The 25,153-nt window shown below is 38.0% G+C and carries 36 protein-coding genes and 1 riboswitch; of the genes, 3 read left to right on the top strand and 33 right to left on the bottom strand.

The genetic code is table 11. The features are described 5' to 3' along the window. Positions 1-14: 14 nt before the first annotated feature. Positions 15-1,400 carry an RNA polymerase factor sigma-54 gene (gene rpoN / locus KJ593_05020; protein MBU2541244.1) on the bottom strand — a complete coding sequence of 462 codons (1,386 nt, stop codon included), beginning with the start codon at positions 1,398-1,400 and terminating at the stop codon, positions 15-17. Positions 1,401-1,571: 171 nt separating this feature from the next. On the opposite strand from rpoN, the gene KJ593_05015 reads away from it, so the two are divergent. Genes KJ593_05015 through KJ593_05005 form a run of 3 tightly spaced genes read left to right on the top strand, consistent with a single transcriptional unit; the run spans position 1,572 to position 3,013 of the window. Then, positions 1,572-1,955: a DUF134 domain-containing protein gene (locus KJ593_05015; GenBank protein ID MBU2541243.1), complete on the top strand. Its 384-nt coding sequence runs from the start codon at positions 1,572-1,574 to the stop codon at positions 1,953-1,955. A 13-nt stretch (positions 1,956-1,968) separates the two neighbouring features. Beyond that, positions 1,969-2,799, top strand: coding sequence for a hypothetical protein (locus KJ593_05010; protein MBU2541242.1), 831 nt, complete (start codon positions 1,969-1,971; stop codon positions 2,797-2,799). Between the two features lies 1 nt (position 2,800). Next, positions 2,801-3,013 (top strand): helix-turn-helix domain-containing protein, encoded by a 213-nt coding sequence (locus KJ593_05005; protein ID MBU2541241.1) that lies wholly within the window; start codon positions 2,801-2,803, stop codon positions 3,011-3,013. A gap of 247 nt (positions 3,014-3,260) precedes the next feature. Here KJ593_05005 and KJ593_05000 read toward each other — a convergent pair whose 3' ends face one another. The 32 genes from KJ593_05000 to KJ593_04845 all read right to left on the bottom strand — a co-directional run bounded on the left by KJ593_05000 (position 3,261) and on the right by KJ593_04845 (position 25,153). After that, positions 3,261-4,232: a 4Fe-4S cluster-binding domain-containing protein gene (locus KJ593_05000; protein ID MBU2541240.1), complete on the bottom strand. Its 972-nt coding sequence runs from the start codon at positions 4,230-4,232 to the stop codon at positions 3,261-3,263. 23 nt (positions 4,233-4,255) lie between these two features. After that, positions 4,256-4,558 carry a type II toxin-antitoxin system RelE/ParE family toxin gene (locus tag KJ593_04995; protein ID MBU2541239.1) on the bottom strand — a complete coding sequence of 101 codons (303 nt, stop codon included), beginning with the start codon at positions 4,556-4,558 and terminating at the stop codon, positions 4,256-4,258. After that, positions 4,555-4,845: a hypothetical protein gene (locus KJ593_04990; protein MBU2541238.1), complete on the bottom strand. Its 291-nt coding sequence runs from the start codon at positions 4,843-4,845 to the stop codon at positions 4,555-4,557. Before KJ593_04990 ends, KJ593_04995 begins: the two co-directional genes overlap by 4 nt. A gap of 191 nt (positions 4,846-5,036) precedes the next feature. Continuing rightward, positions 5,037-5,819 carry a C1 family peptidase gene (locus KJ593_04985; protein MBU2541237.1) on the bottom strand — a complete coding sequence of 261 codons (783 nt, stop codon included), beginning with the start codon at positions 5,817-5,819 and terminating at the stop codon, positions 5,037-5,039. An 86-nt stretch (positions 5,820-5,905) separates the two neighbouring features. Next, a complete protein-coding gene (locus tag KJ593_04980; GenBank protein ID MBU2541236.1) occupies positions 5,906-6,373 on the bottom strand; it encodes a HEPN domain-containing protein in 468 nt (155 codons plus the stop codon). Beyond that, on the bottom strand, positions 6,360-6,932 hold the full coding sequence (locus tag KJ593_04975; protein MBU2541235.1) for a nucleotidyltransferase domain-containing protein: 573 nt from the start codon (positions 6,930-6,932) through the stop codon (positions 6,360-6,362). Before KJ593_04975 ends, KJ593_04980 begins: the two co-directional genes overlap by 14 nt. A gap of 209 nt (positions 6,933-7,141) precedes the next feature. Then, positions 7,142-7,819 carry a hypothetical protein gene (locus tag KJ593_04970; GenBank protein MBU2541234.1) on the bottom strand — a complete coding sequence of 226 codons (678 nt, stop codon included), beginning with the start codon at positions 7,817-7,819 and terminating at the stop codon, positions 7,142-7,144. Positions 7,820-7,861: 42 nt separating this feature from the next. Beyond that, positions 7,862-9,268 (bottom strand): MBL fold metallo-hydrolase, encoded by a 1,407-nt coding sequence (locus KJ593_04965; GenBank protein ID MBU2541233.1) that lies wholly within the window; start codon positions 9,266-9,268, stop codon positions 7,862-7,864. 84 nt (positions 9,269-9,352) lie between these two features. Continuing rightward, positions 9,353-9,925 (bottom strand): LemA family protein, encoded by a 573-nt coding sequence (locus KJ593_04960; protein MBU2541232.1) that lies wholly within the window; start codon positions 9,923-9,925, stop codon positions 9,353-9,355. A gap of 17 nt (positions 9,926-9,942) precedes the next feature. Further along, positions 9,943-10,860 carry a hypothetical protein gene (locus KJ593_04955; protein MBU2541231.1) on the bottom strand — a complete coding sequence of 306 codons (918 nt, stop codon included), beginning with the start codon at positions 10,858-10,860 and terminating at the stop codon, positions 9,943-9,945. A 32-nt stretch (positions 10,861-10,892) separates the two neighbouring features. Further along, positions 10,893-11,642: a sulfite exporter TauE/SafE family protein gene (locus KJ593_04950; protein MBU2541230.1), complete on the bottom strand. Its 750-nt coding sequence runs from the start codon at positions 11,640-11,642 to the stop codon at positions 10,893-10,895. Continuing rightward, positions 11,635-12,858, bottom strand: a complete 1,224-nt coding sequence (locus KJ593_04945; GenBank protein ID MBU2541229.1) for a U32 family peptidase — start codon at positions 12,856-12,858, stop codon at positions 11,635-11,637. The genes KJ593_04950 and KJ593_04945 overlap by 8 nt, the downstream gene beginning before the upstream one ends. A gap of 5 nt (positions 12,859-12,863) precedes the next feature. Next, positions 12,864-13,442 carry a rubrerythrin family protein gene (locus KJ593_04940; protein MBU2541228.1) on the bottom strand — a complete coding sequence of 193 codons (579 nt, stop codon included), beginning with the start codon at positions 13,440-13,442 and terminating at the stop codon, positions 12,864-12,866. A gap of 17 nt (positions 13,443-13,459) precedes the next feature. Then, entirely contained in the window at positions 13,460-13,894 is a 435-nt protein-coding gene (locus KJ593_04935; protein MBU2541227.1) for a hypothetical protein, read from the bottom strand. Positions 13,895-13,961: 67 nt separating this feature from the next. Continuing rightward, positions 13,962-14,738 carry a formate/nitrite transporter family protein gene (locus KJ593_04930; GenBank protein ID MBU2541226.1) on the bottom strand — a complete coding sequence of 259 codons (777 nt, stop codon included), beginning with the start codon at positions 14,736-14,738 and terminating at the stop codon, positions 13,962-13,964. Positions 14,739-14,795: 57 nt separating this feature from the next. Further along, the gene (locus tag KJ593_04925) at positions 14,796-15,209 is read right to left on the bottom strand and encodes a hypothetical protein (protein MBU2541225.1); all 414 of its coding nucleotides are present in this window, start codon (positions 15,207-15,209) and stop codon (positions 14,796-14,798) included. A 164-nt stretch (positions 15,210-15,373) separates the two neighbouring features. After that, positions 15,374-15,586, bottom strand: a complete 213-nt coding sequence (locus tag KJ593_04920) for a cold shock domain-containing protein (GenBank protein MBU2541224.1) — start codon at positions 15,584-15,586, stop codon at positions 15,374-15,376. A gap of 70 nt (positions 15,587-15,656) precedes the next feature. After that, the gene (locus KJ593_04915; protein MBU2541223.1) at positions 15,657-15,857 is read right to left on the bottom strand and encodes a cold-shock protein; all 201 of its coding nucleotides are present in this window, start codon (positions 15,855-15,857) and stop codon (positions 15,657-15,659) included. Between the two features lie 191 nt (positions 15,858-16,048). Then, entirely contained in the window at positions 16,049-17,509 is a 1,461-nt protein-coding gene (locus KJ593_04910; GenBank protein ID MBU2541222.1) for an amidophosphoribosyltransferase, read from the bottom strand. Between the two features lie 193 nt (positions 17,510-17,702). Then, complete coding sequence (locus KJ593_04905) at positions 17,703-17,993, bottom strand: hypothetical protein (GenBank protein MBU2541221.1); 291 nt, start codon at positions 17,991-17,993, stop codon at positions 17,703-17,705. Positions 17,994-18,005: 12 nt separating this feature from the next. After that, entirely contained in the window at positions 18,006-18,371 is a 366-nt protein-coding gene (locus KJ593_04900; protein MBU2541220.1) for an outer membrane protein assembly factor BamE, read from the bottom strand. Positions 18,372-18,400: 29 nt separating this feature from the next. Then, entirely contained in the window at positions 18,401-18,988 is a 588-nt protein-coding gene (locus KJ593_04895) for a hypothetical protein (protein MBU2541219.1), read from the bottom strand. Positions 18,989-19,103: 115 nt separating this feature from the next. Continuing rightward, complete coding sequence (locus tag KJ593_04890; protein MBU2541218.1) at positions 19,104-19,478, bottom strand: response regulator; 375 nt, start codon at positions 19,476-19,478, stop codon at positions 19,104-19,106. 64 nt (positions 19,479-19,542) lie between these two features. Continuing rightward, positions 19,543-19,663: riboswitch (cyclic di-GMP riboswitch) on the bottom strand. Positions 19,664-19,762: 99 nt separating this feature from the next. Next, positions 19,763-20,029 carry a hypothetical protein gene (locus tag KJ593_04885; GenBank protein MBU2541217.1) on the bottom strand — a complete coding sequence of 89 codons (267 nt, stop codon included), beginning with the start codon at positions 20,027-20,029 and terminating at the stop codon, positions 19,763-19,765. Beyond that, positions 20,026-21,150 (bottom strand): NAD(P)/FAD-dependent oxidoreductase, encoded by a 1,125-nt coding sequence (locus tag KJ593_04880; GenBank protein MBU2541216.1) that lies wholly within the window; start codon positions 21,148-21,150, stop codon positions 20,026-20,028. The genes KJ593_04885 and KJ593_04880 overlap by 4 nt, the downstream gene beginning before the upstream one ends. A gap of 6 nt (positions 21,151-21,156) precedes the next feature. Beyond that, positions 21,157-21,525, bottom strand: a complete 369-nt coding sequence (locus KJ593_04875; protein ID MBU2541215.1) for a PilZ domain-containing protein — start codon at positions 21,523-21,525, stop codon at positions 21,157-21,159. Between the two features lie 2 nt (positions 21,526-21,527). Beyond that, the gene (locus KJ593_04870; protein ID MBU2541214.1) at positions 21,528-22,067 is read right to left on the bottom strand and encodes a flavin reductase family protein; all 540 of its coding nucleotides are present in this window, start codon (positions 22,065-22,067) and stop codon (positions 21,528-21,530) included. Between the two features lie 23 nt (positions 22,068-22,090). Beyond that, positions 22,091-22,363, bottom strand: coding sequence for a hypothetical protein (locus KJ593_04865; GenBank protein ID MBU2541213.1), 273 nt, complete (start codon positions 22,361-22,363; stop codon positions 22,091-22,093). Between the two features lie 65 nt (positions 22,364-22,428). Then, on the bottom strand, positions 22,429-22,629 hold the full coding sequence (locus KJ593_04860; protein MBU2541212.1) for a cold-shock protein: 201 nt from the start codon (positions 22,627-22,629) through the stop codon (positions 22,429-22,431). Positions 22,630-22,742: 113 nt separating this feature from the next. Then, positions 22,743-22,994, bottom strand: a complete 252-nt coding sequence (locus KJ593_04855) for a hypothetical protein (GenBank protein MBU2541211.1) — start codon at positions 22,992-22,994, stop codon at positions 22,743-22,745. A gap of 682 nt (positions 22,995-23,676) precedes the next feature. After that, positions 23,677-24,153, bottom strand: coding sequence for a transcription elongation factor GreA (greA, locus tag KJ593_04850; protein ID MBU2541210.1), 477 nt, complete (start codon positions 24,151-24,153; stop codon positions 23,677-23,679). A 19-nt stretch (positions 24,154-24,172) separates the two neighbouring features. Next, positions 24,173-25,153, bottom strand: coding sequence for an alcohol dehydrogenase catalytic domain-containing protein (locus KJ593_04845; protein ID MBU2541209.1), 981 nt, complete (start codon positions 25,151-25,153; stop codon positions 24,173-24,175).

Raw genomic sequence — 25,153 nt, 5'->3', positions numbered from 1 at the left:
GCGCCTTGATATGATTAGCGTTCTTTTCGGAATGAGGATGAGAGGATTTTCAGTTCTTCCCTGTATTTAGCTACAGTGCGCCTTGAGATGTTAAGATTCTTATCCTTTGTTAGGATCTCAAAGATCTTCTTGTCACTTAGAGGATGTTTTCTGTCTTCAGCATCAATACAATCCTTAATGATCTTTTTTACATAGGTTGAGGAGACGTTTTCGCCATTGCGATTAGCAATAGAGGAGGGGAAGAAGTCTTTTAGGGCAACGATGCCGTAAGGCAGCTTGGCATATTTATTCATTATTGCCCTACAGACTGTTGTTTCGTGGATATTGAGGTTGCGGGCCACATCCTGAAATGTTAATGGCTTCAGATGTGAAAGGTTCCTTTTGATTGCTTCATTCTGAATTTGAGCTATTAAGTTGACAATCCTGCGTAGAGTAGACTGACGTCTTGTTATGGCGCGGATTAATTCTAGGGCATTCTTTAGTTTTTGAGTTAAAAATTCCCTGGTTTTTTTATCAAGGTTTTTTTGTTTAAGCATCCTTATATAGATCTTGTTGATTCGTAAGCTGGGCATATATTCATTGTTTATTGTGATAGCTAAATCATTATCATCCTGATCGATTATCACATCAGGGACAATGTGCTGGGCATAATCTAGGCTGTAATTTCGGCCTGGCTTGGGGTCTAGTTTTGATAATTTTTCAACTAAAGGTGCTATGGCTTCAAGTGGCTGATCAAGGGATTTAGCGATTTTCTGAAATCGCTTTTTTGCTACATCATCCAAGTGGCATACCACGATTTTTTCAAGTAGTAGATCTTTCTTTTTGGCTAGTTTAAGCTGGTTTAGGAGGCATTCAGAAATCGACCTTGCAGCAACCCCATTTGGTTCAAATCCCTGAATCAATTTAAGCGTATTTTCCACTTTTTCGCTTGTTGTATTAAGGGTTTGGGCAATTTCAGGGATTGTAGCCTTCAAATAACCGTTTTCATCAATATTACCAATGATTTCCTGACCAATCTTGAGGTCATCTTCAGAACTAGAAAATATACCCAGTTGCCTTAGCAAGACCTCTTGCAGGTTCATTTTTTTGGTAATTACTGTGGCGCGCAGGTCTGTGGTAGTGGTGTCGTCTTTGGATACATATTTGGAATCATGGTAAAAGTAGCCATCTATGGCATCCAGGGTAGAAGGGGGGTCTGATGGTTTTTCCGGAGGTTCCTGAGAGTCGATTTTTACTATTACAGTGTCCTTTGGCCGAGATTCTTCCAGGATTGGATTTGCTTCTAGTTCTTGCGAAACAAGATTCTTAAGTTCAGATAAGGGAAGAGTAAGAATCTTAAGCGATTGCTGTAATTGCGGAGCTAGTAGTCTTTTTAGTTCTTGCGATTGTTTGATTTGCATGGTTAGTTAAATTATAACATAAAAAGATTGCTTTAACACAAGAATTTGATTACGATTTATTTTATTATTGACAAAATAATTTTTGTGTGTAAAATATAATATTGGGTATATACTCGAAATAAATAGCTGGTTATTATTATAGATTTACTCAATACAACATATACTTAAATTATGATGAAAAATCGCGGAAGACCAAAAAAAGCAAGGCTTATTAAAGGGATCCCGGAAATTAACCAATTTAGCCCAAGAGGCAAGGCCGGCAGGCCAGATGAAGTAGAATTAAGCCTGGAAGGATTAGAGGCGATAAGATTGGCTGATTTTGAGGGCAAAAACCAGGTAGATGCGGCATTATTTATGGGTATAAGCCAGCAGACCTTCAGCAGGATACTAAGAAAGGCCAGGAAGGATGTTTCTGAGGCGCTTGTATGCGGTAAGAGGATTAGGGTTATTGGAGGAACATACAAGTTGGCTATTGAAGGCACTAGAACTGAAAAAGATCGTACAATTCTTTTAGAGCTTGCCACAAAATTTAAAGGTAAATCTAAGGCTAGCTAATCTGAATATAGCAATGAAGTTAAATAAACTAACTAAAGATAAGCTAATTAGTCTGTATTTAAGGGATAGTAAGTCGTTGCAAGAGATAGCCCTATTGTACAATGTTTCTCGGGTAGCTATCTTTAAGAAGCTCAAGAAATATGGAATAAAGCAACGCTCTAAATCCCAGGCTAGAATTGAGGCACAAAAACAAGGGAAAGCGCCACAAGAATTCTTTGATATAAATGAACATTTTTTTGGCAAATGGTCACATGAAATGGCATATGTGCTGGGTTTAGTTATTACGGATGGATGTGTTTCTAAGACGGGGACAATTTTACTTAGTATGAATGATAGGGAGTTGCTTGAAAAGGTGAAGGAGGCTTTAAGAGCGTCACACAAAATCGAGCAATCCAAATACCAAAAAGGTCTGTATATTTTTCGCTTTGCCCGGGAAGGCATGATTAAGGATTTAAGAAAGTTGGGAATAGGGTCTAAAAAAAGCTTGACGGTAAGATTTCCAAATGTACCTCAAGAGTATCTGCCAGATTTTATTCGAGGAGTGTTTGATGGGGACGGCAGTGTTTTCTTTGATAAACGTAGGCCAAAATTTCCATTAAGATCTAAATTTGTAAGCAGCTCTGAGAATTTTATAGAGAAATTGCAAAAATGTCTTGAATTTTTAGATATGCCTAAAAGGACAATATACAAACAGAAGACCAAAAATGCATACAGCTACATGTTCATATATGCTCACAAAGACAGCTCTAAATTATTTGAAATTTTATATAAAAATAACCAAAATAGGCTATTTTTAGAGCGTAAGTATGAGCGGTTTTTAGAAGGTCTAAAGGTAGGGACTTAACATGGAAAAAGAGCTACAAGAATGGTATAAGTTGCATAAATTCTATTTTTATACAAATTCTTACCAGACAAAGGATCTGGCTAGGTATTTAGGTGTTAGTACCAGGACAATTCAGAGATGGTTGAAAGAAAAGACTAAGCCAGGGGAAGAACAATTAAAACTTATTAAGAGGTATTTAGAGAAACAAAAATCTGATCAAAGTGGTTTAGAATAAAACATAAAAATCCCGCCAGAATTACCTATTTCTTTATAAACTTGATAATTATTCAAATTCGTCTAGATGTCGCACTAGTGCTTATAATATATCTTATGTTAACTTCGTGAACTTAATCAAATCAAATATAAGTATATAGGGCTCAAAGGCTTGCGGAGAGTTCAAAATAACCTGTGCAAAACCTCTGGCAAACTTACCGGGTCTTACTTTGGGTTACTTTTGTTTAGATTTGGGTTGTTTTAAGGTATTACGGAGTGATATTGGGTTTGATATTGATACCTTGGAATCTATCCAAGCCATGCTCATCTTGGAACCAGCCGTTTTTAAGCCCATTTTTAGACATCTCCCCTTTCGCTGACTCATACTCCTGGAGAGTGATTCTTCGTGCCAATTTGGGCTCCTTAGAGGCCTTAAAACAGGGAAAATACTGGCTCATGAGAGCTACATGGACTTCTTTAGACACTTCATTTGCTAGAAACTTCATGATTCCGGAGGTCCCAGAAAGGCCATTTGGAAGCACTAAATGTCTTATAATCATACCTCTTAAAATGACCTTATTTTGGTCAAATTCGGCCTTTGGGACTTGTCTCCACATTTCTTTTATGGCAAGTCTGTTGTATTTAGGGTATTCCTTAGCACCTGATAATTTTAGCGCAATCTCAGCATCATTATAGCGCATATCAGGTAGGTAAATATCTATAATCCCATCAAAAAGCTTCAAGATTTCAACATTGTCATAACCACCAGTATTGTAAACCAACGGGATCTCTAAACCCATGGGTATTGCTCGCCAAATTCCTTGCAGAATTTGGCTCGCAACATGCGTTGGGCTAACAAAATTTATATTGTGACAACCTCTAGTTTGAAGCTCTAACATTATCTTTGCCAGTTCTTCAGGCTCAACTTCGCGGCCTCCTCCCATCTGACTAAATTCATAATTTTGACAATAACAGCAATGGAGATTGCAGTTTGAAAAGAATATTGTTCCAGAGCCCCTGGATCCTGAAATTGGTGGCTCTTCACCATGATGTGCCATGAAGCTGTAAACCTCAGCCTTTGCTCCTGTCTTACACGTTCCAATCTGTCCCTCCAACCGGTTGACCTTACAGTTATGGGGACATAGGGTGCAGGATTCTAGGGTTTTGTAGGCCTTCTCTACCTTGGCCTGGAAGGCTTGAGAGTTTGTTTGGTATAATTCTAAATAGGATGACTTAAGCATGGTCTTAGAAAGGTTGGAAGGCTTTATTTATAGGTAGTTTCGCTTCTTTTTCGCAAGGCAAGAACCCATACGATTTTTTTCTTATCATCTATATCGTAAAGTACTCGGTAGTTTTCTATTCTGATGCGATATTGAGCAGTTAGTTGATAGAATTGAACAGGCGGTCTTAGCTTCTTGAATGGAGTTCTACCAAAGGGACGCGGGTCATTAGCAAGGTGCTCTATCGCTTCTATAATTTCGCTTTGGAGGCTTTTGTGGATTTTTGATAGAACTTTTTCAAGCCTCTTTTGGATAGAATTATTAGGAAAGCGAACCTTGTAGTTCATCCAGCCTTTTTTATTAGTTTTTTAAATAGTTTTGATACTGGTATGCCCTTAGCGCCAGCTTTTATTGCTGCTCTACCTTTCTTGATAGTTGCTATTGTTTCAGGATCACTTAGTTCATCAAGTAAATCAAGCAATTCTAAGATGTCTTCGTAAGGCAAGTTGACACTTACAGGCTGTCCCCTATCAGTTATAACCAATAGTTTGTCTAGATTTCCCCTGGATAGATGTTCTTTTAATTCTCTGATTCCTATATGTGTCGCTTTTACGAGATCTGTAGCAATGTTCATGTTTTCACCCCTTTTTGACCTTAAATTTATGTAGTTGCAACTGTATCTACATTAAAAGTGTACCTTATTTGACAGCATTTGTCAAGGGGCGGATTTTCTATATTATCTTGTCTGGCAGTTAAAATTAAGGACAGAGACTATTTTTTAGAATTAATTCGCCTTAAAAACAGAACCGTCCCCTATTGAACGAGTCAAGCTAAAGCCCGCTTTCTATACTTCAATACAATCGCCAGAGTAAGCGGGTTAGGATCCTCAATATCAACCGAGCTCCACGCGTCCATCATGTAGCGCTCAACATAGGCATAGGGTAAGAATCCGTAACCATTCTGCCCCCATTTATCAGACCAAGAGTTTTTAAATTTGATGACTTTCTTTCTATCGTCATATCCTATTGCGCAAATAGCATGGCCGCCCAAGGTAGTTTCATTTTTCTTTGGCAAAGGCACAAGACCTGTTTTTGTCTCCATTATCCCCTTGAAGACCTGAATGCCAATAACGCAGGAACCTTTAGTAACAAGGTTCAAACGCAGCTCATTTAGGTTAAGTATACGGGCGTAAGTTATAATACGAAATTTTTTGGCATCTTGAACAGTTCCTTCTTTGGCTTTGTCTTTCTGGTGAGCTTGATATGGCCAAAATTTTTCCCGGCAGACACCTTTTTCTCCAAGCACCTGCATTGCTGCGCGGATGGTCGTGCCTTCCAATTCAGACATACCGTCAATCTTCCTACATTCACTATAGACAAAACGCGGGGAAAGTATCACCAATTTTTCGTAATCAAGTAATTCTTGATACTCTTTCATACCAGTAGCTGTGGCAAAACTAACACAAGTTCCTTCTTCTCCTTGGTCCCTGACCGGCGACATCTTAAGAGTCAAGTCAATCTTCCTGGGAAGTTTTACCAAGGGTAGATACGCCCGCATTAAATAATCCCGATCATCAAACTTATCTTTTATGCACCCAAATCTACTCATTTATTTTTTTCTCCTTAGATTTAATACTTGGAAGTTGGATTGGTATAGGGTTAAGTAGGAAGGCTGGAGCATAGGTTAATTAGTGATTAGAAATTGAGGTTTTTTTGGGGATGTTCTTTCTTGATTTCTTCCGCAATGAGCTCGATAAATTCAGTGGTAGTTTTCAAGGCATTTTCCGCATCGGTCTTTGATATATTGATTTTCCAGGGTTCATACATAAAGAGATTGCGGTTTTTACGCATACGGTTAAATTTTTCAACTAATGTGGTAAATTTTTGACCAAAATAATGCCCTATAAACTCTACAACAGTTTTATGCTGAAAATTTGTCGTGGGCCTGAAGCCTTTCGTAAAGATAAATGCCCTTGCCGAATGAAGCATTGCTGAATAAGCGCAATTATATGCCCAAGGTGGGTCATTTTTTAACATAAGGTGTGCACTTTCTAGGTCTTTCCTAGCTCTGATAATTAATTTATCAATCTGATCAAAGCCGACCTTTTGGCGTTTCAAAAGCCCTTTATTTATATAATCATCTATGAATTTATCGCAGGTCACTTTCTTTGCCTTTTATAAAAACCTTGGGATGCTTCATTAAATCCAGAATAAAAGAGTTTCTTTTCTTTTTTTCTCTTTTGAAATCGGATTTAGTGTAAATAGTATAGTTGATTTCACGAGTAAACTCTTTCTCTAAATCAGAAATTTTATTAATAAGTTTATCTTCGCTTGGCTGGCCCAATAAGAATAGGTCAATATCGCTATCAGCTCTTTCTTTACCTTCCGCAAAAGAGCCATAAATAAAAATTGTCTTTAGGCCCGGGGTGTCTTTAAGGTAATCCTTTAGCCTCCCTTCTATGCCTTCGGTCTTGGAAATTATCTGCTTTATTTCTTTATACAAAGGATGCTCTTTATTAACGTAAAATTGCCTTAGGTTGCCTAAATAATTAGATATTAGAATGCCTTCATTTTCTAAGTTAATTAGTTCTCTATGTAGGCTACCTACAGATACAGAAATCAGCTTGGAAAGCTGGCGTACGTAGTATTTATTTTCGGGATTAGTTAGGAACACCTTTAAAATCAATCTTCTAATCTTTGATGATATTAGCGCTTTAAGCATCTTGTTCTCCTTATGAGAACAATTGTATCACATTTTAGAACAATGTCAACTGTCTATTTAACGTTTTTTCAACTGGATCCATAGTTATGCGGACACAGAAGCACAAGTATAAAGCATAGAAGCTTTAGGAAACCCTGTAATAAATATGAAGTTATGAAACAATTTTAGATTTAATGTTACGTAAAGCGTCTAGGGACTAAGGGGTGGATTTATTCCGGGATTCGTTCGCCTCTTAAAATTGGGGAAATCTTAGAGCTGTCTATTCTCATCCCTCCATCATGCTCTATCTTGATAGTATAAAGCATGCCAGGTAGGAACATAGTTCCAGGGGCCTCTATTTGGGCATTCTTTATACCGATTTTCTTTGCCTGGCCTGAATCCAGGGCATATTTCCAGAAGTTTTCCCAGAGTTTGCTTTCAAAATTGCCGCTAGAATCTTGCAGTTTATAGCCATCAGGTATCTGGTAGGCCTTTGTTATTTCGTATTCCTGGGTATTTGGCCCATCAAGCATGAATACTTTCCAGAAAAGATAAGCGCTTATGCCGCGTAACCTGTCAGCTTTTTTGATATGGATGTCATCAAATCTTATAACCAGCGATTGGAACTGTATAATATTTCCGGAAAAAGTAAAATATTTAGGTTTAAGCGGCTTTCCGTCAGCGCCATACTCTAAGAACTTTATTTCTGTGGAGGTTTTTGAGGTCTCTTCGTTAAATCTAACCCCAGTTACCAGGACTTCGGCTATTCTAGAATCAGCCTGTAGCCGTTCAATTACCTGTTTTAGGATTTTATTTTCCTGAACATACTTTCTATAAAGATAAAGGCCGGACCAAACCGCCGCAACAATTAGAATCAGAAACAGGATAAATTTTATGATTTTAAACATTTTTTTAAATAATCTTTTTATCTACTTCAATTCTGCAGGTTTTTACTTCCTGCTTGAAAGATAAACAGTTTCATTCTTGGCTGGTATGCGTACTTTAAGATTAAGTCTTTTAAGGTTAGTCCTTAAAACTTCCGATTGACTCTCTTCGCCATGAACAATAAAAACTTCCTTTAATTTGCCCCGGCATTGTTTAGCGTATTGAACAAGCCCATTTTTATCAGCATGAGAGCTAAATGCGTTTAAGGTAACAACCTCTGCGTTTAATGCCCGCGGCATTCCGAATATTCTTACCTCTTTTTTTCGTTCTACTATACGCCTTCCTAAAGTATCTTTTGCCATAAACCCTATCACAATAATCATGTTATGTGGATTCTCGATGTTATTCTTTAGATGATGAAGAATGCGTCCATTTTCACACATACCCGAAGCAGAGATAATAATCATCGGCCTTCTCTCATCATTCAACTTTTTTGAATCATTCACCTTTGTAACATAGGTAATATTATCATATCCAAGAGGGTCCTCCTCTCTTTCAAAAGAGGCTTTGGTTATCTCATCAAAATACTCCCAATTCTCCTGAAATACCTTTGTTAGATTAACAGCTAAAGGGCTATCAACATATATGGGGATTTTCTTGATTTTCTTTCTCTTTATTAATTCGCTTATAAAATAGACTATCAACTGCGTTCGCTCAAGCGCAAAAGATGGAATAATAATTTTTCCTCCCCGCTTTACTGTGCGGTTTATAGCATCTGCTAGTTCATCTTCAGCATCTTTAATGCTACTATGTTTTCTTCCTCCATAGGTGCTCTCGATAATAAGATAATCAATGTCCTTGGGTACCTCAGGATTTCGTAAAAGCGGCATACCGTATCTACCCAAATCAACGGCATAGGCTATTCTTATTATTCCCCTAGACGTTTTAACATCCAAAACAGGTATCGCAGAGCCAAGGATATGGCCTGCTTCAAAAAAGGTCAGGTCTATATCTTTGGAAAGGGCGAATTTAGTATTATATTGGAGAGATCTAATATATTTAAGGGAATTTTCAGCGTCTTTTTTCGTATACAGGGGAAGGCGTGGCGGTAGGCCTCTGCGTTTATTAATCTTATTTATAAACTTTATATCTTCTTCCTGAACATAGCCACTGTCAGGAATCATGTAATCACATAATTTTTTTGTAGGCGGGGTAGCAAAGATATGCGATCTGTATCCTTTTTTTATAAGATTAGGGACATTACCGCAATGATCTATATGGGCATGAGACAGGATACAGGCACGTAAACGCTGAGGATTAAATATGAAATTTGAATTGACTGTGTAAGCCTCATCGCGGCGTCCATGGAAGAGTCCACAATCTAATAATACCTGAGAGCGGTCTAGGGATACAAGATGCATAGAGCCGGTAACTGTTCGTGCTCCACCGCAAAATTTAATAGTTGTTGTCATTTAGCCTACTCCATTTTAATTTGCTACCTTCAGCCCTTTTTAATATCCTCAAAGAGTTTATTGGCAAATTCCTCTCCCTAAGGGTTATTTCGGGATGTTGAAATTTATATCTACATCCTTTTTATCCTCTTCGGATACTTTAAAAAGTTCCTTTGATTGCATATTCAACATTTGCGCAACAAACATATCCGGCAGCTGATGTATTCTTATATTGTAGTTATTTACAGAATCATTGTAGAATTCTCTCCTGTCTGCTATCTGGTTTTCTAAGTAGCTTACCCTGCCTTGAAGCTGCGTAAAGTTCTGGTTCGCCTTAAGATCAGGATAATTTTCAGCAACGGCAAAAAGTGTCTTTAGTGTTTTACCCAGTTCTCCTTCTGCCTTTGATGACTCGCCTACGTTTTTAGCGTTGATACAGGCTGTCCGGGCTGCTGTGATCTTTTCCAACGTCTCTCTTTCGTATTTCATATAGCCTTCGCAGACCTTTACTAATTTGGGTATTTCATCATGGCGTTGTTTTAACAACACATCAATATTTGACCATGCCTTTTCAGTATTACGCGAAAGTCTAATCAGGCCGTTATACAGAGATACAAAATAAAGAATAATCCCTACAACAACAAATAGCAGAATACCCAAAACAATAATCCCCGTCATATGCTACCTCCTTTTGGCTAAAATATATTAAAACGAAACAGTAAATAACAAAGCATTGCTATTGTTAAGGCTGCCCCTCCAAAAACCCCGGAAAAGGCCTGCCAGGTTAATTTCTTAGTTAGTTCTTTTTGGCTATGGTCTGATATGATGAATGTCTTTTCCATATCTCCTTTTGTTACTACTACATCAGCTAATTCGTTGCTTTGAATCTCTTTTAGCTCCTCTTCCAGGAGATTCTGTTCGATTTTAGCTACAGCCCTAGTCCATTCCTCTTCGTTAATCTGACCGTCTTTATTTAGATCAACCTTTTCCATCTTCTCAGGGTTGCTCTTTAATTGCGTTATCCGATCCATTAATGTTTTCTTATGGGAATCTACTGCAGCATGCGTCTTTTTAGCTGTCCCCAGTACATATATATCCTCACCTGGACAGATATAGCATTCTTTAAAGCGCATAGCATATGTACCCATAAATGAATTATACTGTATATGATTATTATTTAGAAATGCTTGTAAATTAGAAGGCATAGGCCTGCCCCAGCCAGTGGAGAATTCATAATCCTTAGGCATGATAAATTCAGCGCCTTTAGGTAAAATCGCTACCTTACCGGTTGTGTCATCTAGCAAGAATGTACAATCACCACTGTCGCCTTTAGCAACTGTTACCCAGTGGCCTGATTTGCCGCTTCTTTGATACCTCTCCACTGTATAATTATAGAATACACAGTCGGTATTAGTAAAGACACTTTTTAGAGGAGTAGTCTTCTTTGCCTTGCCGGTAAGTTCCACCAAACCCATGGCTAAACCACGTACAGTAGAAGTGGGGATATTCTCAATCATTCTCTTTCTGCGCAGACGTTTGAATCCCCAAAAGAAAGACCAGATGCCAAATCCAAATCCAAAAATAGCATAACCAATATCTCTATCGTCACTCATATTTAACAGAGCCCTTCAGTCAGGGCGATTTTTCAAAAAGTTAACAGAAATTTCGCCGCCATTAGTAAAATTGCTACACACAAAACAATTTTTATAACTCCCTCACCCTTCTTGACTGATACTTTTACAGACAGCCAGGCGCCTAAAGCGCTGCCTAAACCTAGGCAAACTGCATAAATCCAATTAATATTTTTAGTAAGCCCAAATATAAAGATAACAGGGATTGTGTACAGTAAAATTATGCAAACCTTATGAATATTTATTTTTGTAAGGCTTAAACCCAGTATATGTCGCAAGGAAAACATAATCAGGAATCCTACGCCAGCTTGAATAAAACCACCATATAAGCCTATAAGAAACATTGTCGGATAAATAAGCTTATTTCGGCCTTTGGAAAACTCTTTGGAATTCTGTCCATTAGCTATTGGTCTAAACAGGGTTATGACAACAAATATCATAACACCGGCAAGAATTCTTTGAAAAAGGAGATTACTAATGTTAATAGCAAAAATAGAGCCGATTATTGCGCCCGGCAGAGTCCAAATTCCAAGAAGGAAACTTTCTTTTATATTGCTAAGTTTTTCAGAATTGTATGCAGACGCCCCTGAAATAGCTCCTGCCAGTATACCAATTCTATTTGTTCCATTTGCTATGGGTGCATCTAGGCCAATTAGCATCATAACGCCCAAAGTCAACACTGAGCCACCACCAGCCATAACATTAATAAAGCCTGCAATAGCCCCTGCAGAAAACACTATAATTAAATGTATGATCTCATTCATTTTTCAACTCATACAAAAACACCTTGTCATTACGTCTAGCCCTAAACGGTAATTTTATGCCGATTCGCTCTCCCTTCTTTGCATAATCTATTTGATTGTGGTTTTGGTGCATTTCAGCCACCGCTACAACCCTGGCTGGAGTATTTTTTCCATAGATTAATATATTCTGACCTTTTCTTAAACCTTGGTTTATTACTGAGACTTCTGCAACGCTTATTTTATTATAGAACTTAACTACATTGCCCACAAAAACCTTTTCATAGCCACTTGTGCCTTTTTCACTGCCCGTATCATTAGGCTGGGAGAAGAAAAAACCATGGCTAAAGCCTCTGTTAAAGGTTGCTGAAAGTCTCTTTTTGAGGGATTTTTTCTTACGGGGGGTAAGACCGCCATTAAAAAAAGAATCCATTGCCTGTCTGTAACTAGAAGTAACCTCTCCTACATATTCTGCAGAGCGCATCCTGCCTTCTATTTTAAAGGCGCTTATACCAGACTGTATTAATTTATCAATAAATTCTATTGTGCACAGATCCTTCGCGCTTAGCACATAATCCTGGCCTAAGATATATTCATTGTTCTTTTCTTCTATGTCTTTTATTAAAAACTTACGCCTGCATGGCTGAAGGCACATACCTCTGTTTGCTGATTTTGAGAATGAACTATGCGAAAGAAAACATCTCCCGGATATACTGACGCATAAGGCCCCATGGGCAAAGACCTCTATTTCACAATCTAGGTTTTCTTTTCCTACACTGTTAATTATCTCCTTTATCTGAAGAAATCCACATTCCCTTGCAAGAACAATCCTTTTAACGCCTAATGAATGATAAAATTTAAGCGCTGTAAAGTTCGCAACGCTTGCCTGTGTTGATAGATGTATGCGCAGGCCTAGCTCTTTTGCAAGTTTAAGCACTGCCATATCCCAAAGTATAACCGCATCAACCTCTGCTTTTTTGGCTATACTTAAGATCTTCTTTATCTTTTTGATGTCATTGTTATACATAATGGTGTTTAACGCAAGATAGCCTTTTTTTCCATTATCATGCAAAACAGAGATTACCTTTTTTATTTCAAGCATATCAAAATTACAGGCCCAATGCCGCATATTTAGGTTCTTTATGCCGAAATACACAGCATCAGCCCCTGCTTCTATTGCTGTATTTAGACTACACCAGTCACCTGCTGGTGATATTAACTCAGGTCTTTTGTATTTCATAGTTATTAGTAATTCTCAGCCAGAACTTCATAGAACGCCTGTGGATGCTTGCAGGCAGGACATTCCTGGGGTGCTTCTTCACCTTCGAAGACGTAACCGCAGTTAATACAATGCCATTTCACTGGTTTAGCCTTCTTAAATACGCTGTCTTTGTCTAGGTTGGCGATTAGCTTTCTGTATCTTGTTTCATGAAATCTCTCTACCTTGGCAATCTGTTCAAAGGATTGAGCTACTTCAGTAAAACCTTCATCTTTGGCAATCTTTGCAAAGTTTGCATAAAGGGTTGTCCATTCTAGTTTCTCACCATCAGCAGCAGCTTCTAAATTGATTTTTGTTTCTTTTATTGCTCCTGCTGGGTAAGATGCAGTAATTGCTAGATCGCCGCCTTCAAGATACTTAAAGAATACCTTGGCGTGTTCTTTTTCGTTTTCAGCTGTTTCGGTAAATATATTGGCAATTTGCTCATAACCTACTTTTCTGGCAGCGCTGGCAAAATATGTATATCTATTCCTTGCCTGCGATTCACCTGCAAAGGCTGCCAATAAATTATTCTCGGTTTTCGTTCCTTTGATTGATTTAGCCATTTTACTCCTCCTTTGTTCTACCTTTTAAAGAAATCAGCATATATTGCTATTATTAGAGCCACCGCTGAAAAAAAGAATATAAGGAAATAATTTATCTTGTCCTTTTTTGAACTTAAGCTACAAAGGATGGTTCCTAGGACTTCATAATCATGCTCAGAAAGCTTCTCTTTACTGAGTAGTTTCTCCACAAGATTTGTTTTATTAAGCTCTCTGTGTAAGATGTTGTGGTGGTGGAATTTATATATAAAGAATACCAAAAATCCTGTTACGCCAACATACCAGAGTGTCTTGGCAATTAGAGGATTAAAATCTATAAAGATATTTACAGCCCTGAGCGAAATAACCGCAATAATTGCAATACTAAAAAACAGCCATGAGGCGAGCGGTTCTTTGCATCTTTTGAGCCGGAAACAATCCGTACATATAAAGCTCTTTTGGTTCTTATCACCCATATAAATCTCCCAAATAGGCTGTTTGGCAGGATTTACTGCAATCTATATAACTGGTTATTTGTTGAGTTTATTTTTTGCCCATCAGAGTACTAACGATCTTTTCCTCAGCCTTTGGATGTAACAGGACAATTAACAAACCTCCTATAATGTTTCCAATGGTTACGGGTATGAGGTTAGTAAACATTGAAGAAAAGTTAGAAAAGAACTCTCCTTTTAACATCAGGCCTATTGGCAGGAAATACATATTAGCTACACTGTGTTCATAGCCAGAGGCAACAAAGACCATAATTGGGAAATATATGCCAAAAATCTTACCTGCTATTGACCTTGCAGCGATACACATTATTACTGCAAGACAAACTAGCATATTGCATAAGATTCCTCTGCAGAGTGCCTCTGTAAAACTCAAACCTAATTTTGTTTCGCAGATGTTAACTGCAACAGCGCCCATTGAGGTTAAGGCATTGCCCTGCATAAGCAGACCGCTCTTATAGACAAACCAGGCGATGATTAAAGCGCCCAATAGATTGCTGAAATAGACTACAAACAAATTACGAAAGACCTTTGCAAAGGAATATTTTCGATAGATAAAGCCTATGGTCATGAGGATGTTCCCGGTAAAGAGTTCTGAACCGGGAATGAGTACCAACATCAGTCCTACACTAAAGACGCTTCCGGCAAGGAATTTTGCCAGACCTGGATCAAGGGTCCCTCCGCTTAAAATAGCAATTGCAGCATGAGCGCCAAAGGAAATGTAGATACCAGCAAGAATCCCAAAGATGAAGAGTTCAAATATTGTTTCTTTTGCTTTTCTTTCGCCAATTCTACTTAGTGCCTTTGATATCTCTAAGGGCTTTAAGAAAAGATTGTCCACCTTATACCTCCTTACCTCTTTTTAATATTATTTTTTCCAACCCTTTTTTAGGCCTTTCATTTTTCCTTCAGCTTTTTTGCTTACTCTTTTAGTCTCGCGTTCTGTAGTCCTTACTTGTTCTCTTGTTTGCTTTTCTATTTTTTTCGTCTCTTTCTTGGTTTCCATTTCTTGTTTTTTTAGTTCTATTTCCGCCTTCTTAGTCTCTTTTGCAGCCTGTTTTACTGCCCTTTTTGCCTTACGCTCAGCTATTATTGCTTCTTTTTCTTCCTTGGACTTGCCTCTTGTAGCAAACCAATCACTCACCCTATTGAATACCGCTTCATCGCTTGCATGCTCATAGGCCTTTTTACTGGCGCCTTTTTCTCCTCCTTCGGCAGCAAACAAAGGTGTTGCAGAGAATACAAATGATAATGCCAATGCAATTATTAATAGCCTTTTCATACTGTCTCCTTTTAGCTATAAACAAAAAAGCAACCCTTTAGAAAAAGAGTTGCTCATTAATTTAAACATTTTTTAAATGCCATGCTCAACTTCCTTAGATAAGAAAATTATGACCTATTGGAAATTAAACAGTTGTGTGTCGTAGGTATGTCTGGTGGACTAAGTCAAGCTGCTTCTGCGACAATACGTACATTAAGTGCGCGTGGACCCTTTGGACTTTTTTCAACTTCGCACTCAACTTCTTGACCCTCTTTAAGATCTTCAAAGTTAGTATCTAATACGCTATTCTGGTGGAAAAATATATCCCTTCCATCAAGTACGCTGATGAAACCAAAACCCTTATCGCGAACCAGTCTTTTTATTTTTCCTTTATGCATGAAATATCTCCTTTAAAAATAAGGCTCAAGCCTATTTAAAGTCTCGAGCCTTAGATTTTTCCAATTCAGCTTATACTTTTGTTACGTTTTTAGCCTGTTCGCCCTTAGGACCTTGTTCAATCTCGAATTCAACTTCTTGATTTTCCTCTAAAGACTTATAGCCATCACCTTGAATTGCTGAGTGATGCACAAATACGTCATTGCCGTTTTCAGGAGTAATAAAACCATAACCTTTTTGATTACTGAACCATTTTACTTTGCCTTTTGCCATTACTTACTACACCTCCTTTTTCATGAATTTTTAGTAAATAATGGCAGAAAAAAACCGCAAGGCGAGTGTTTTGCCTTACGGCATTCAACTTCCCTTCCCTTATTTACTACGGGTATCATTATACACAAAATCTTTAGTTTGTCAAGTAATTAAAAGAATAATGGAAATGAGGTAAAACTTACGATTAATCCTTAAATATCAGAGAAAGATGTGGTCTTTTTGCTCTTGTTTTCTATATCAGATTTTGCGTTCTGCTTAGGTGATTCACCTGTCCAGCAATAAAGACAGAGTTTTTCCTTGGGTAGACCCACTGCCTTTATCATATCGTCTATTGTTTGGTATCTTAGCGTGGTTAATGTTAAGTCTCTGGTTATCCAGTCTATCATCTTCTTATATTTATCCGTGTTATGATCTATGTATTCAGATACGTCTTCAAGGTCATGGCCTTCAAGCGCCTTAATTGCACGACGCGCAGCAAGCTCATGAATGCTTCGCGTAGAAAGACAAAATTTACACGGGAACATAAGAGGCGGACAAGCTGGCCGTACGTGAACCTCTTTTGCGCAACAATCCCAGAGTTTTTTTACGGTAAAATTCTTCAATTGAGTCCCTCTTACTATTGAGTCTTCGCACACTACTATTTTATTACCCTCTATGATCTCCCTAATCGGTAGAAGCTTCATTTTAGCAACCAAATCGCGTGTTTCTTGTGAAGACGGGGTATAACTTCTGCCATAGCCAGGAGTATATTTTACAAGTGGGCGGCGGAATGGTTTGCCGGATTCCATTGCATAGCCAAGTGCATGCGCCACTCCAGAGTCAGGTACGCCTGAAACAACATCGACCTTTATATCCTTATCTCGTTTTGCTAAGAATCTGCCGCATCTTTCACGCACAGTTTCAACATTTATGCCTTCATAAGTTGATGCTGGAAAACCCGTATATATCCACAAGAATGTGCAGATTTGACACTCAGTTTTACCGGGCTTTCGTTGAGTTAGGCCATTTTCAGTAAGTAATATGATTTCTCCTGGCAAGAGGTATTTTTCAATTGTGAATCCTGTATTAGCGAATGCGCTAGTTTCTGAGGTTACAGCCCAGGCCTCATCGCCCTTGCCAAGGATTATTGGAGTATAGCCGAGTCTGTCCCTAGCTGCATAAAGCCCATCTTTGTTTAGCAAAAGAAGCGTGCAAGAACCTTCTATTGAATCAAACATCTTATCTATGCCATCTATAATACTATCGCCCTGGTTTATTAATTTTGCCACAAGTTCTGTGGAATTAACTAAACCCTTGCCTACTTCGCTGAATGATATGCCTTTTTTCAATAAGTCTTCTGCTAATTGTTCTTTGTTTTCTATTAATCCTGCGGTAACTATGCAAAAAGGTCCGAATTTAGAGTTTAGATATATGGGCTGTTCATCAGAATCACTGATAACACCTATGCCTTTATTTCCTTTCATGCGTCTGTAGTCTTCATAGAATTTTGATTTGAATTGAGTCTGCGCTATATTATGTATTTGGCGTTGGAAATCTTCACCTAACACGGCCATGCCTCCATATTCCGTGCCTAAATGTGAGTGATAGTCTGTTCCGTAAAATAAAGATTCTGTACAATCATTTTTAGAAGTAACGCCAAAAATTCCACTCATTTTGCTCCCTCCATTTTAAAATGCCCCTTAATTTGTAAGTTTTTGACTACCTTCTATATCTTGTTGCTATTATTATAGTTATGAAAATTGTATTTTGTGCTTAATTGGCTACCTGCGGCACGAATTCGATTTTAGAGACATAAGAGCTTGCTGATTTCCTCAAAGATTGACGCAATCAGTTGAAGGAACCTGATCATTCTTTCATAGACTTATGCTGCATCATCATTTTCTCATGCATCATTGGACGTTGCATCATTTTCATCTCTTTCATGCATTTCATCATTGGACAGGTACCTGTAGTCAGCGTGTAGATACCGCAAGAGGCCACTAACAAAGCAGAAATCCATAAAAGGATTACAATAGCAATAGCAAAACCACGCAGCGACTTAGAACCGACCTTACTTAAGGCAAGAAGCACAAAAAAGCTCACTGTAAGTAATAGTGCCAAAGGAATAGTGCAGAACAATCCCATAAATCTTAACATACGTACCTCCTTTTAAAACATTCCTGTTTTTAGTCGCTTTTCGCTATCTGAAAAAGAATGTTTTTGGTAGATATTGTTTTCATCAAAGAGTATTTGCAACATCTGAGTTTTAACTTTTGCCCCGCTTTTTAATACATTTACAACCGGGATATATGTTGAGGTACTTGTCTTAGACCTTGTATACACATAGACCCAGATAGTTTTACCATTTGCTGTTAAATTTATTGCCTGCGGTTCACCTAAAAGTTCTATGATTTCCTCCTGTGTAATGTCTTTTTTCAGTTGGGATATGTCTTGCAGGGTAATTGGTTTTCCATAAGTGGTTGCGCATCCGGCTAAGGCAAGAGATAATAAAATAATTAAAAACCTTTTTAACATTATCCACCTCTTCTGTCTTTAGAGTTTATTCAAGGGCTTACAGTCTTTATTTTCCAAGGCCATTTTTTGCTTCTAAGTTCTTCTATCTTTCGTCTTTTTGCTCTGATTGAGAGCTGAGTAAAACGCACCCAGCCAATTAAGCCCATGGTTAAATATGCATAGAGCGTTAGCCAGAGACCATGGCCAATATATACTGTTAGCATTAATCTATCTAAATCAGTTATACTTATTTTGTATAGTCCAGTAGTAAATACTGTAATTCCTGCAATTCCAATTGTAAGGCTGATTAGCCTGCTTCTGGGAAAGAAGTAACTTGCACCAAAGATAAGCACTGCAAGAAGCGGCAAAATCCATACGAAAAAGCTTTTTGTCGGTGCATTTCTCATCTCAGGGCTAAATATTTTTATCACGCTAATCATAAAGCGGGCTTCAGCACCATTTGCCAGAATGGGTATTCTGAATGCATTTATATTATCGAGCGTTCCTTGGGATTTTCCGGTAAGTATCTTTGAAACTGAACCTAGCGGCTTTGATTCAACATTTAACCAGGGTAGAAAAAATGCAACGCTGACTACAACAGCAAGTAGAAATATTAGAAGGGAATATAGGGATTTCATTTGATCCTATTTATGAAGGGATTATTACTTAATATGTTATTATATACATGATTTAAGGAATGGTCAATTGTAAAGTTGCTGTTTGCTTCTTACGTGGCTGGTGGGTTTTTTTATTTCAATTAACGCTCTTCAAAAAGAGATATGTAGAAATAGTTGTCTCTAAGGCATCAAAACCAAGAGGTTTTGTTATATAATCAGTAGCGCCTAATTTCATGGCCTTCAAGGCTGTTTTTAATTTATCTACGCAAGTAACTATAATGATAGGTACCCTCTTATTAAACCTTCTTATTTTGCGCAGACACTCGATTCCACCCATTTTAGGCATAACTATATCTAGCAATATTAATGCCGGCTTCTCATTCTTGGCTTTAGAGAGTGCCTCTTGACCGTTATTGGCAGTAATAATTTTATAGTTTCTTTTGCTAAAATATAGACCGATTGCTTCGCATACGTCAGGCTCATCGTCTACTATCAGAATCTTCTCGTTCATCTTTGCCACCCCCCAAAAAAAATGCCTATTCCTTTGAAAGAATAGGCATTTTTTATCCACTATGTTCGGCAACTGACTGCCATATCCTAAGTTTTTAGGATTTAGGCTCTATAAGTTTTGCGGTCCTTTTCAGGACCGGGCTTTCGGCCCGCCCCACTCTTTCAAATGGTTTGCCTTTATCGTATTAGCTACAATATAACACTATAAGTATACCACAAAAATTAGTTTTTTTCTATTATTCGACGTAATTGACTGTAAAATAAGAGGTTATGTTAATGGGGGTTTTATTTTGGTGATTTTGGTGTCTGGAAATTCGTTTCTTTGTCTAAGCGTTCATAAATTGCCTTCATATAATCATGTAACGCGTTACAATTCTCTTCAATACTGCCTAGAACATCAATAATATGGGAAAATTTAGCTTCTAATTCTTTGCTGGAGAGTTTAGTTGTATCTTCTTCCAATATTTTCTTGTTTAAGGCCGCAGCAATCCCAATATTGCTTATTTTATTGAAAATGGGGTGAAAGATTTCTTCTAATTTAATTTGTCTCATTTATCGCCTCCCTTAACTATTTTTTTAACTAACTTGGCAATAGAGAGCGCTGAGGTAAGCCCAGGAGATTCAATGCCAATAAGGTTCACAAAGCCAGGGAGTCCCTTATCACTCTCTTCTTTTATGAGAAAATCCCTAAAATCCTCATCCTGTCCCTGTAGTTTTGGCCTAATTCCTGCCATGTCTTTAGCCAAGTCATCGTATTCAATAAACGGCAAGAAGTGTTTAACGCTATCATAAAAAAGTCTCTGCTTAGTCCCATCAATATTATAATCTAAATCCTGCACATATTCATCATCAGGGCCTAATCGCAGACTTCCGCCTAAATCTAGAGTTGCATGTATGCCTAGTCCTGCCCCTTTATTCTTAGGAACAGGGTAGACTAATCTGTTAACTAATTTTCCCTTTTTGTTACTAGTCCTGAAATAGTCTCCTTTACAGTACTTTAGTCTGTATTCATCTTCTTCAATGCCAACCATTTTGGCTATTTTATCTGAATTAAGGCCCGCGGAATTAATAAAAACCTTTGTGGAAAAACTAAATGCACCTTCGCTTTTATCTTCAACAGTAACTTTATAGCCTGAATTTGATTTTTCTATAGCGGTGAGTTCTGTATTATAAGCTATTTGTCCTTTACGGCTTGCAAATTCATCAACAAGACTTTTCATTAGTCCATGCGAATCTATTATGCCTGTAGAGGGCGAATGGATTGCTGCCTCTGCCTTTATATTCGGTTCAATTTTTTCTATTTCGCTTTTGGAAATAAGCCTTAAATCATTCAGGCCATTATTTAAGGCATTTTTATAAAGGACTTCTAAATCCAGGATTTCAGAGACGTTAGCAGCAACGATAAGTTTACCCAGCATTCTATGGTTGATATTATTCTTAACGCAGTATTCATAAAGTAGATTTTTTCCTTCAATACAGGTTTTGGCCTTCAGAGAATCTTTAGGGTAATAGATTCCGGCATGGATAACCTCGCTATTTCTTGAACTTGTTTCCTGTCCAAAGGCATAATTCCTTTCAATGACAATGATGTCTTTATGCGTTTTTGACAGCTCAGATGCTATAGCCAAACCAATGACTCCAGCGCCTACAATAGTAATATCTATTTTTTCCATAATTCTCTAGCGTTTCTTCAGAAAAAAGTCTATCGATTCGAGAAATTCCTTCCTCTTTTCTTCCTCCATCTCTAAAAACATAACCGCTATACCGTATCTTGAATTTAGTGCGTTTTCCTCATCTACCTTTCGCCTTACTTCTCCTAGAAAGTGCATGGGTTGCGTTAGCCTGGGAAACTGTATTTCAACCTCCAAGGTTTGGCCTATTTCATAAGGGACAGGACTATAAAAAAAGCAGCCGCCTTGGCTTATATTTGTGATATTGGAAATAAACCACTTGGAGTCTTGTGAAGTTTTGAGCCTGAATTTTACTATGAAATTCCAGGATATTCTAGGATAGCGCCTGGCTTCAATGCCTTGATATTTCTTAGGCATAATTATATTGTTCCTTTGGTTAAATTAAGCTTACTCTTGCCTTTTTTATCTAACCCAATAAGTCTCCAGTCACAAGCAACGAATAGATGTTTGCTCTTTTTCGGATTACCTGTCATTGCCAAGACCTTTCCTACAAATATTGTATGATCTCCTGTCTTGAATTTATCTATTAATTTGCATTCAAATGCAACCGTTGCATCATGAATTGTAGGCACTTTAACTTTTTTAGATTTTACTAAGGTAATTTTAGCTAATTTTATTTTGTCAATACTACGGCCGGATTTCACGCCACAAATCCAGGCAGACCTTGCCTGATCCTTATTAGGATAATTGATAACAAATTCTTTATGTAATTGAATGTTTCTGTGGGAGTAACGACGCCGATCAATTGAAATGGCCATCAATAGAGGCTTGATAGATGTTCGCATAACCCAGGATACTCCAAGTGCATTCGGCCGCCCCTTCTTATTTAAAGAAGTGACCAACGTGTAAATAAGTGGCCTGGTTAAGGTAATGGCCTCTTTTTCAGTTAAGATTTTCATCCTTAAGTTTTATTGAGTTTGGTTTATCTAAGGCCTTCGAGCTCTTCTGTTTGTTCTTTGAGCTGCTTTTGTATATCCTTGACTTTGTTTCGGCTAGAATCCAAAATTGTTTTATAGCTAGAGCTATCTATGCCCTGTTGCGAAAGAGATTTTTTAGTTTCTTTATCAGTAACCGGAGTTTTAAAATAGGTATTGAAGGCAATGTATACGAGCAGACACATTAAGGCAAGAGTAATGAGAAGCCCTATTAGAGAAGCAAAACCGCTATCATAGTTTTTGACTAATTTATTTTTCAATTAAATATCCTAATCATGCATAAAAAAAGCCCGACTTTTAATGTCGGGCTTTTTTGCTTTTCAGCTTATATCTTCGTTACGTTTTTAGCCTGTTCGCCCTTAGGACCCTGCTCGATCTCGAATTCAACTTCCTGGCCTTCTTCTAAAGTCTTGTAGCCTTCGCCTTGAATTGCTGCATGATGTACAAATACGTCATTGCCATTCTCAGGAGTAATAAAACCGTAACCTTTTTGATTGCTAAACCATTTTACTTTACCCTTCGCCATTACTTACTACACCTCCTTTTTGCGGAAAGAAATCAACCGCAACACCTAAGGCTCTTCTCGCCTTACAGCAGCAGAATTCTACCTCCTTATTTACTACTGAATTTAATTATATATTAATACTTTTCGTTGTCAATAAGATTTTCTAGACGGGAGTTGTTGCGATAGTTATTTTGGTAGTTTTCGATATTATATAGATCTAGCCACTCTCCATATCTTCGATGCAAGGCACAGCTTATAACCTCATAAAACACATCTATTTCAGCCTTATCTATACCTGCATTGAATCTGACGCTTATATTTACATTTCCGGATTCATCGATATCCTTGCTGAGTTCTACTTGGCCATTTTTGAATAATTCAACCATTTTATCCCAACGTTTTATATAACCAGGGGCACTCAGCGCAGGATTTGAAGCTGCGCTTGACCACTGGTTTGAAATTATGTGAATAATAGAAACATTTCTTGCCAGCCCCTGCTGTATGTGCGCGGCATTGCTTTCTTTCTTTATCTGGGCAGTCCCAATATTCCCAGCAATTATGGTGTTCTTCCCTATCCATGGCTTATGTAATTAGGTTACACACCTTTTGTAGGTAATTATACTCCGGCTCAGGAGATTGTCAAGTTTTTCAGATAAAGGGTTGCTCAAATTTAGAAGCTACGATATTATTACAGAAATACAGGAGGCGAGAATATGCTTAAGAGATGTCAAGTATTGCTTACTGATTGGTAGCTGGAATATCTTAAATTTATTGCTAAAGAGGATGATGTTAGTTTTTCTGAGGCAGTTAGAGGCTTTATGTGCCTGGGTATTGTATATACGATTTCCGCATTGTTTCCAGGATACAAGTCCCCTTTTACTTCAAAGGGAATCATGAAGGCAGCAAAAAAAATAATTAATGATGAATCAGGGGAAGCAGAGCTACATAATCTGATTTCTAGACTTTATTTTGAAACACGAAAGGCAATAGAATTTAGAGCTTCTTCCAAGGTAAGGCTTAAGAATAAAAAATCGACCCGCCGCAAAAAAAATAAACCCCAAGAATACCTTATCTTGATATCTTCAATATTTTGTATTGTAAGAGGCCTGCGGGAGCTTGGATTTCTACTGTTTCGCCTTGTTTGTGGCCCAAAAGTGCCTTGCCTACAGGAGAGGTAATGGAGATCTTGTTCTGCTCATAATCTGCCTCTAATTCTGATACTAGTATATAGTGAATTTCTTCTTCTGTTTCTAGGTCTAGGAGGTCTACTTTTGCCCCGATAAATATCTGGTCTTTAGGTATGTCCTCATCATCGATTATTCTAGTGCGAGCCAATTTACTTTCTAAAGTTGCGATCCTTCCCTCGTTTAAGGCCTGCGCATCTTTAGCAGCGTCATATTCAGCATTTTCGCTTATGTCCCCATGCGCCCTGGCTTCGGCTATTGCCTTAGAAAGCTCTCTTCTGCGTTTATTCTTTAAATGGTCGAGTTTTTTCTTTAGTTTCTCGTAACCGTCCCGCGTTAAATAAGTTTCTCCGTTATCCATTTATTCCCCTCTTATTAACTTAAAAAGGCAGTAATATGACCTTTAGAGATTTATTTGCAGATGCGACAATATCGAATCCCTCTTGGATTTGTTCTAGGGGTAGCTTATGTGTTATTAGCCCTTCAATATCTAATCTTTCTTCCTTGATCAGCTCTAAGGCCTGCTTTAGGTCATTAGGGGCTGCACCATAACTTGAGGTAATTGTTATTTCATTCCTCCAAAAATCAACAGCCGGGACTTCGATTCTTTCATCGCCGATAGCAAAGAAAAGTATTATACCTTTTCTATCTATGGATTTGAATGCCTCTAAGATGGCAGCTTTAGCGCCAGTACAAATTATTATCCTTTCAGCCGTTACCTTGAAGTCTTGATTTGCATTTATTATCCTATCTGCGCCAAATTCCTTGGCCTTTTCTAATCTGTATTCGTTTATATCAGTTGCGATAACCTTTGCACCTTTTAATTTTGCCAGCGCAATATTCATCAATCCAGAGACACCACTCCCAAGAATTAAAACAGAATGCCCCTCTCTTATATTAATTAAGTTTAATCCCCTTATCGCACAGGCCAGAGGCTCAATCATGGTTGCCGCTTCATAAGAGACATTATCCGGCAATAGATAGGTGCCGTATTCTACGTTTATTTTCGGCACCCTGACAAATTCACTATATCCGCCCGGATCATAATTGCCTTTGTGCAGGGTTTCGCATGCTGTTTGATTGTCATCTCTGCAGTATTTGCAAGTATTACAAGGAACGTGGTGGCTTACAAATACTCTCTGTCCAACTTTGAATTTAGCTGATTTTGATTCAGCAATCTCACCGCTTATTTCATGACCTAGAATGTGGGGGGCCTTTTTAATCCTATACCACTCCAGGACATCTGTGCCGCAGATACCAGAGGCCTTGACCTTAAGCAGGATTTCTCCCTCCTTTATCTGGGGTCGTGGCAGTTCTTCTATCTTGATCTTTCTGTTATTATAATAGACTGCGACTTTCAT

It is taken from the genome of Candidatus Omnitrophota bacterium (assembly GCA_018830005.1).
GTDB lineage: Bacteria > Omnitrophota > Gorgyraeia > JAHJTE01 > JAHJTE01 > JAHJTE01.
This window is presented reverse-complemented; position numbering and strand designations above follow the sequence as displayed.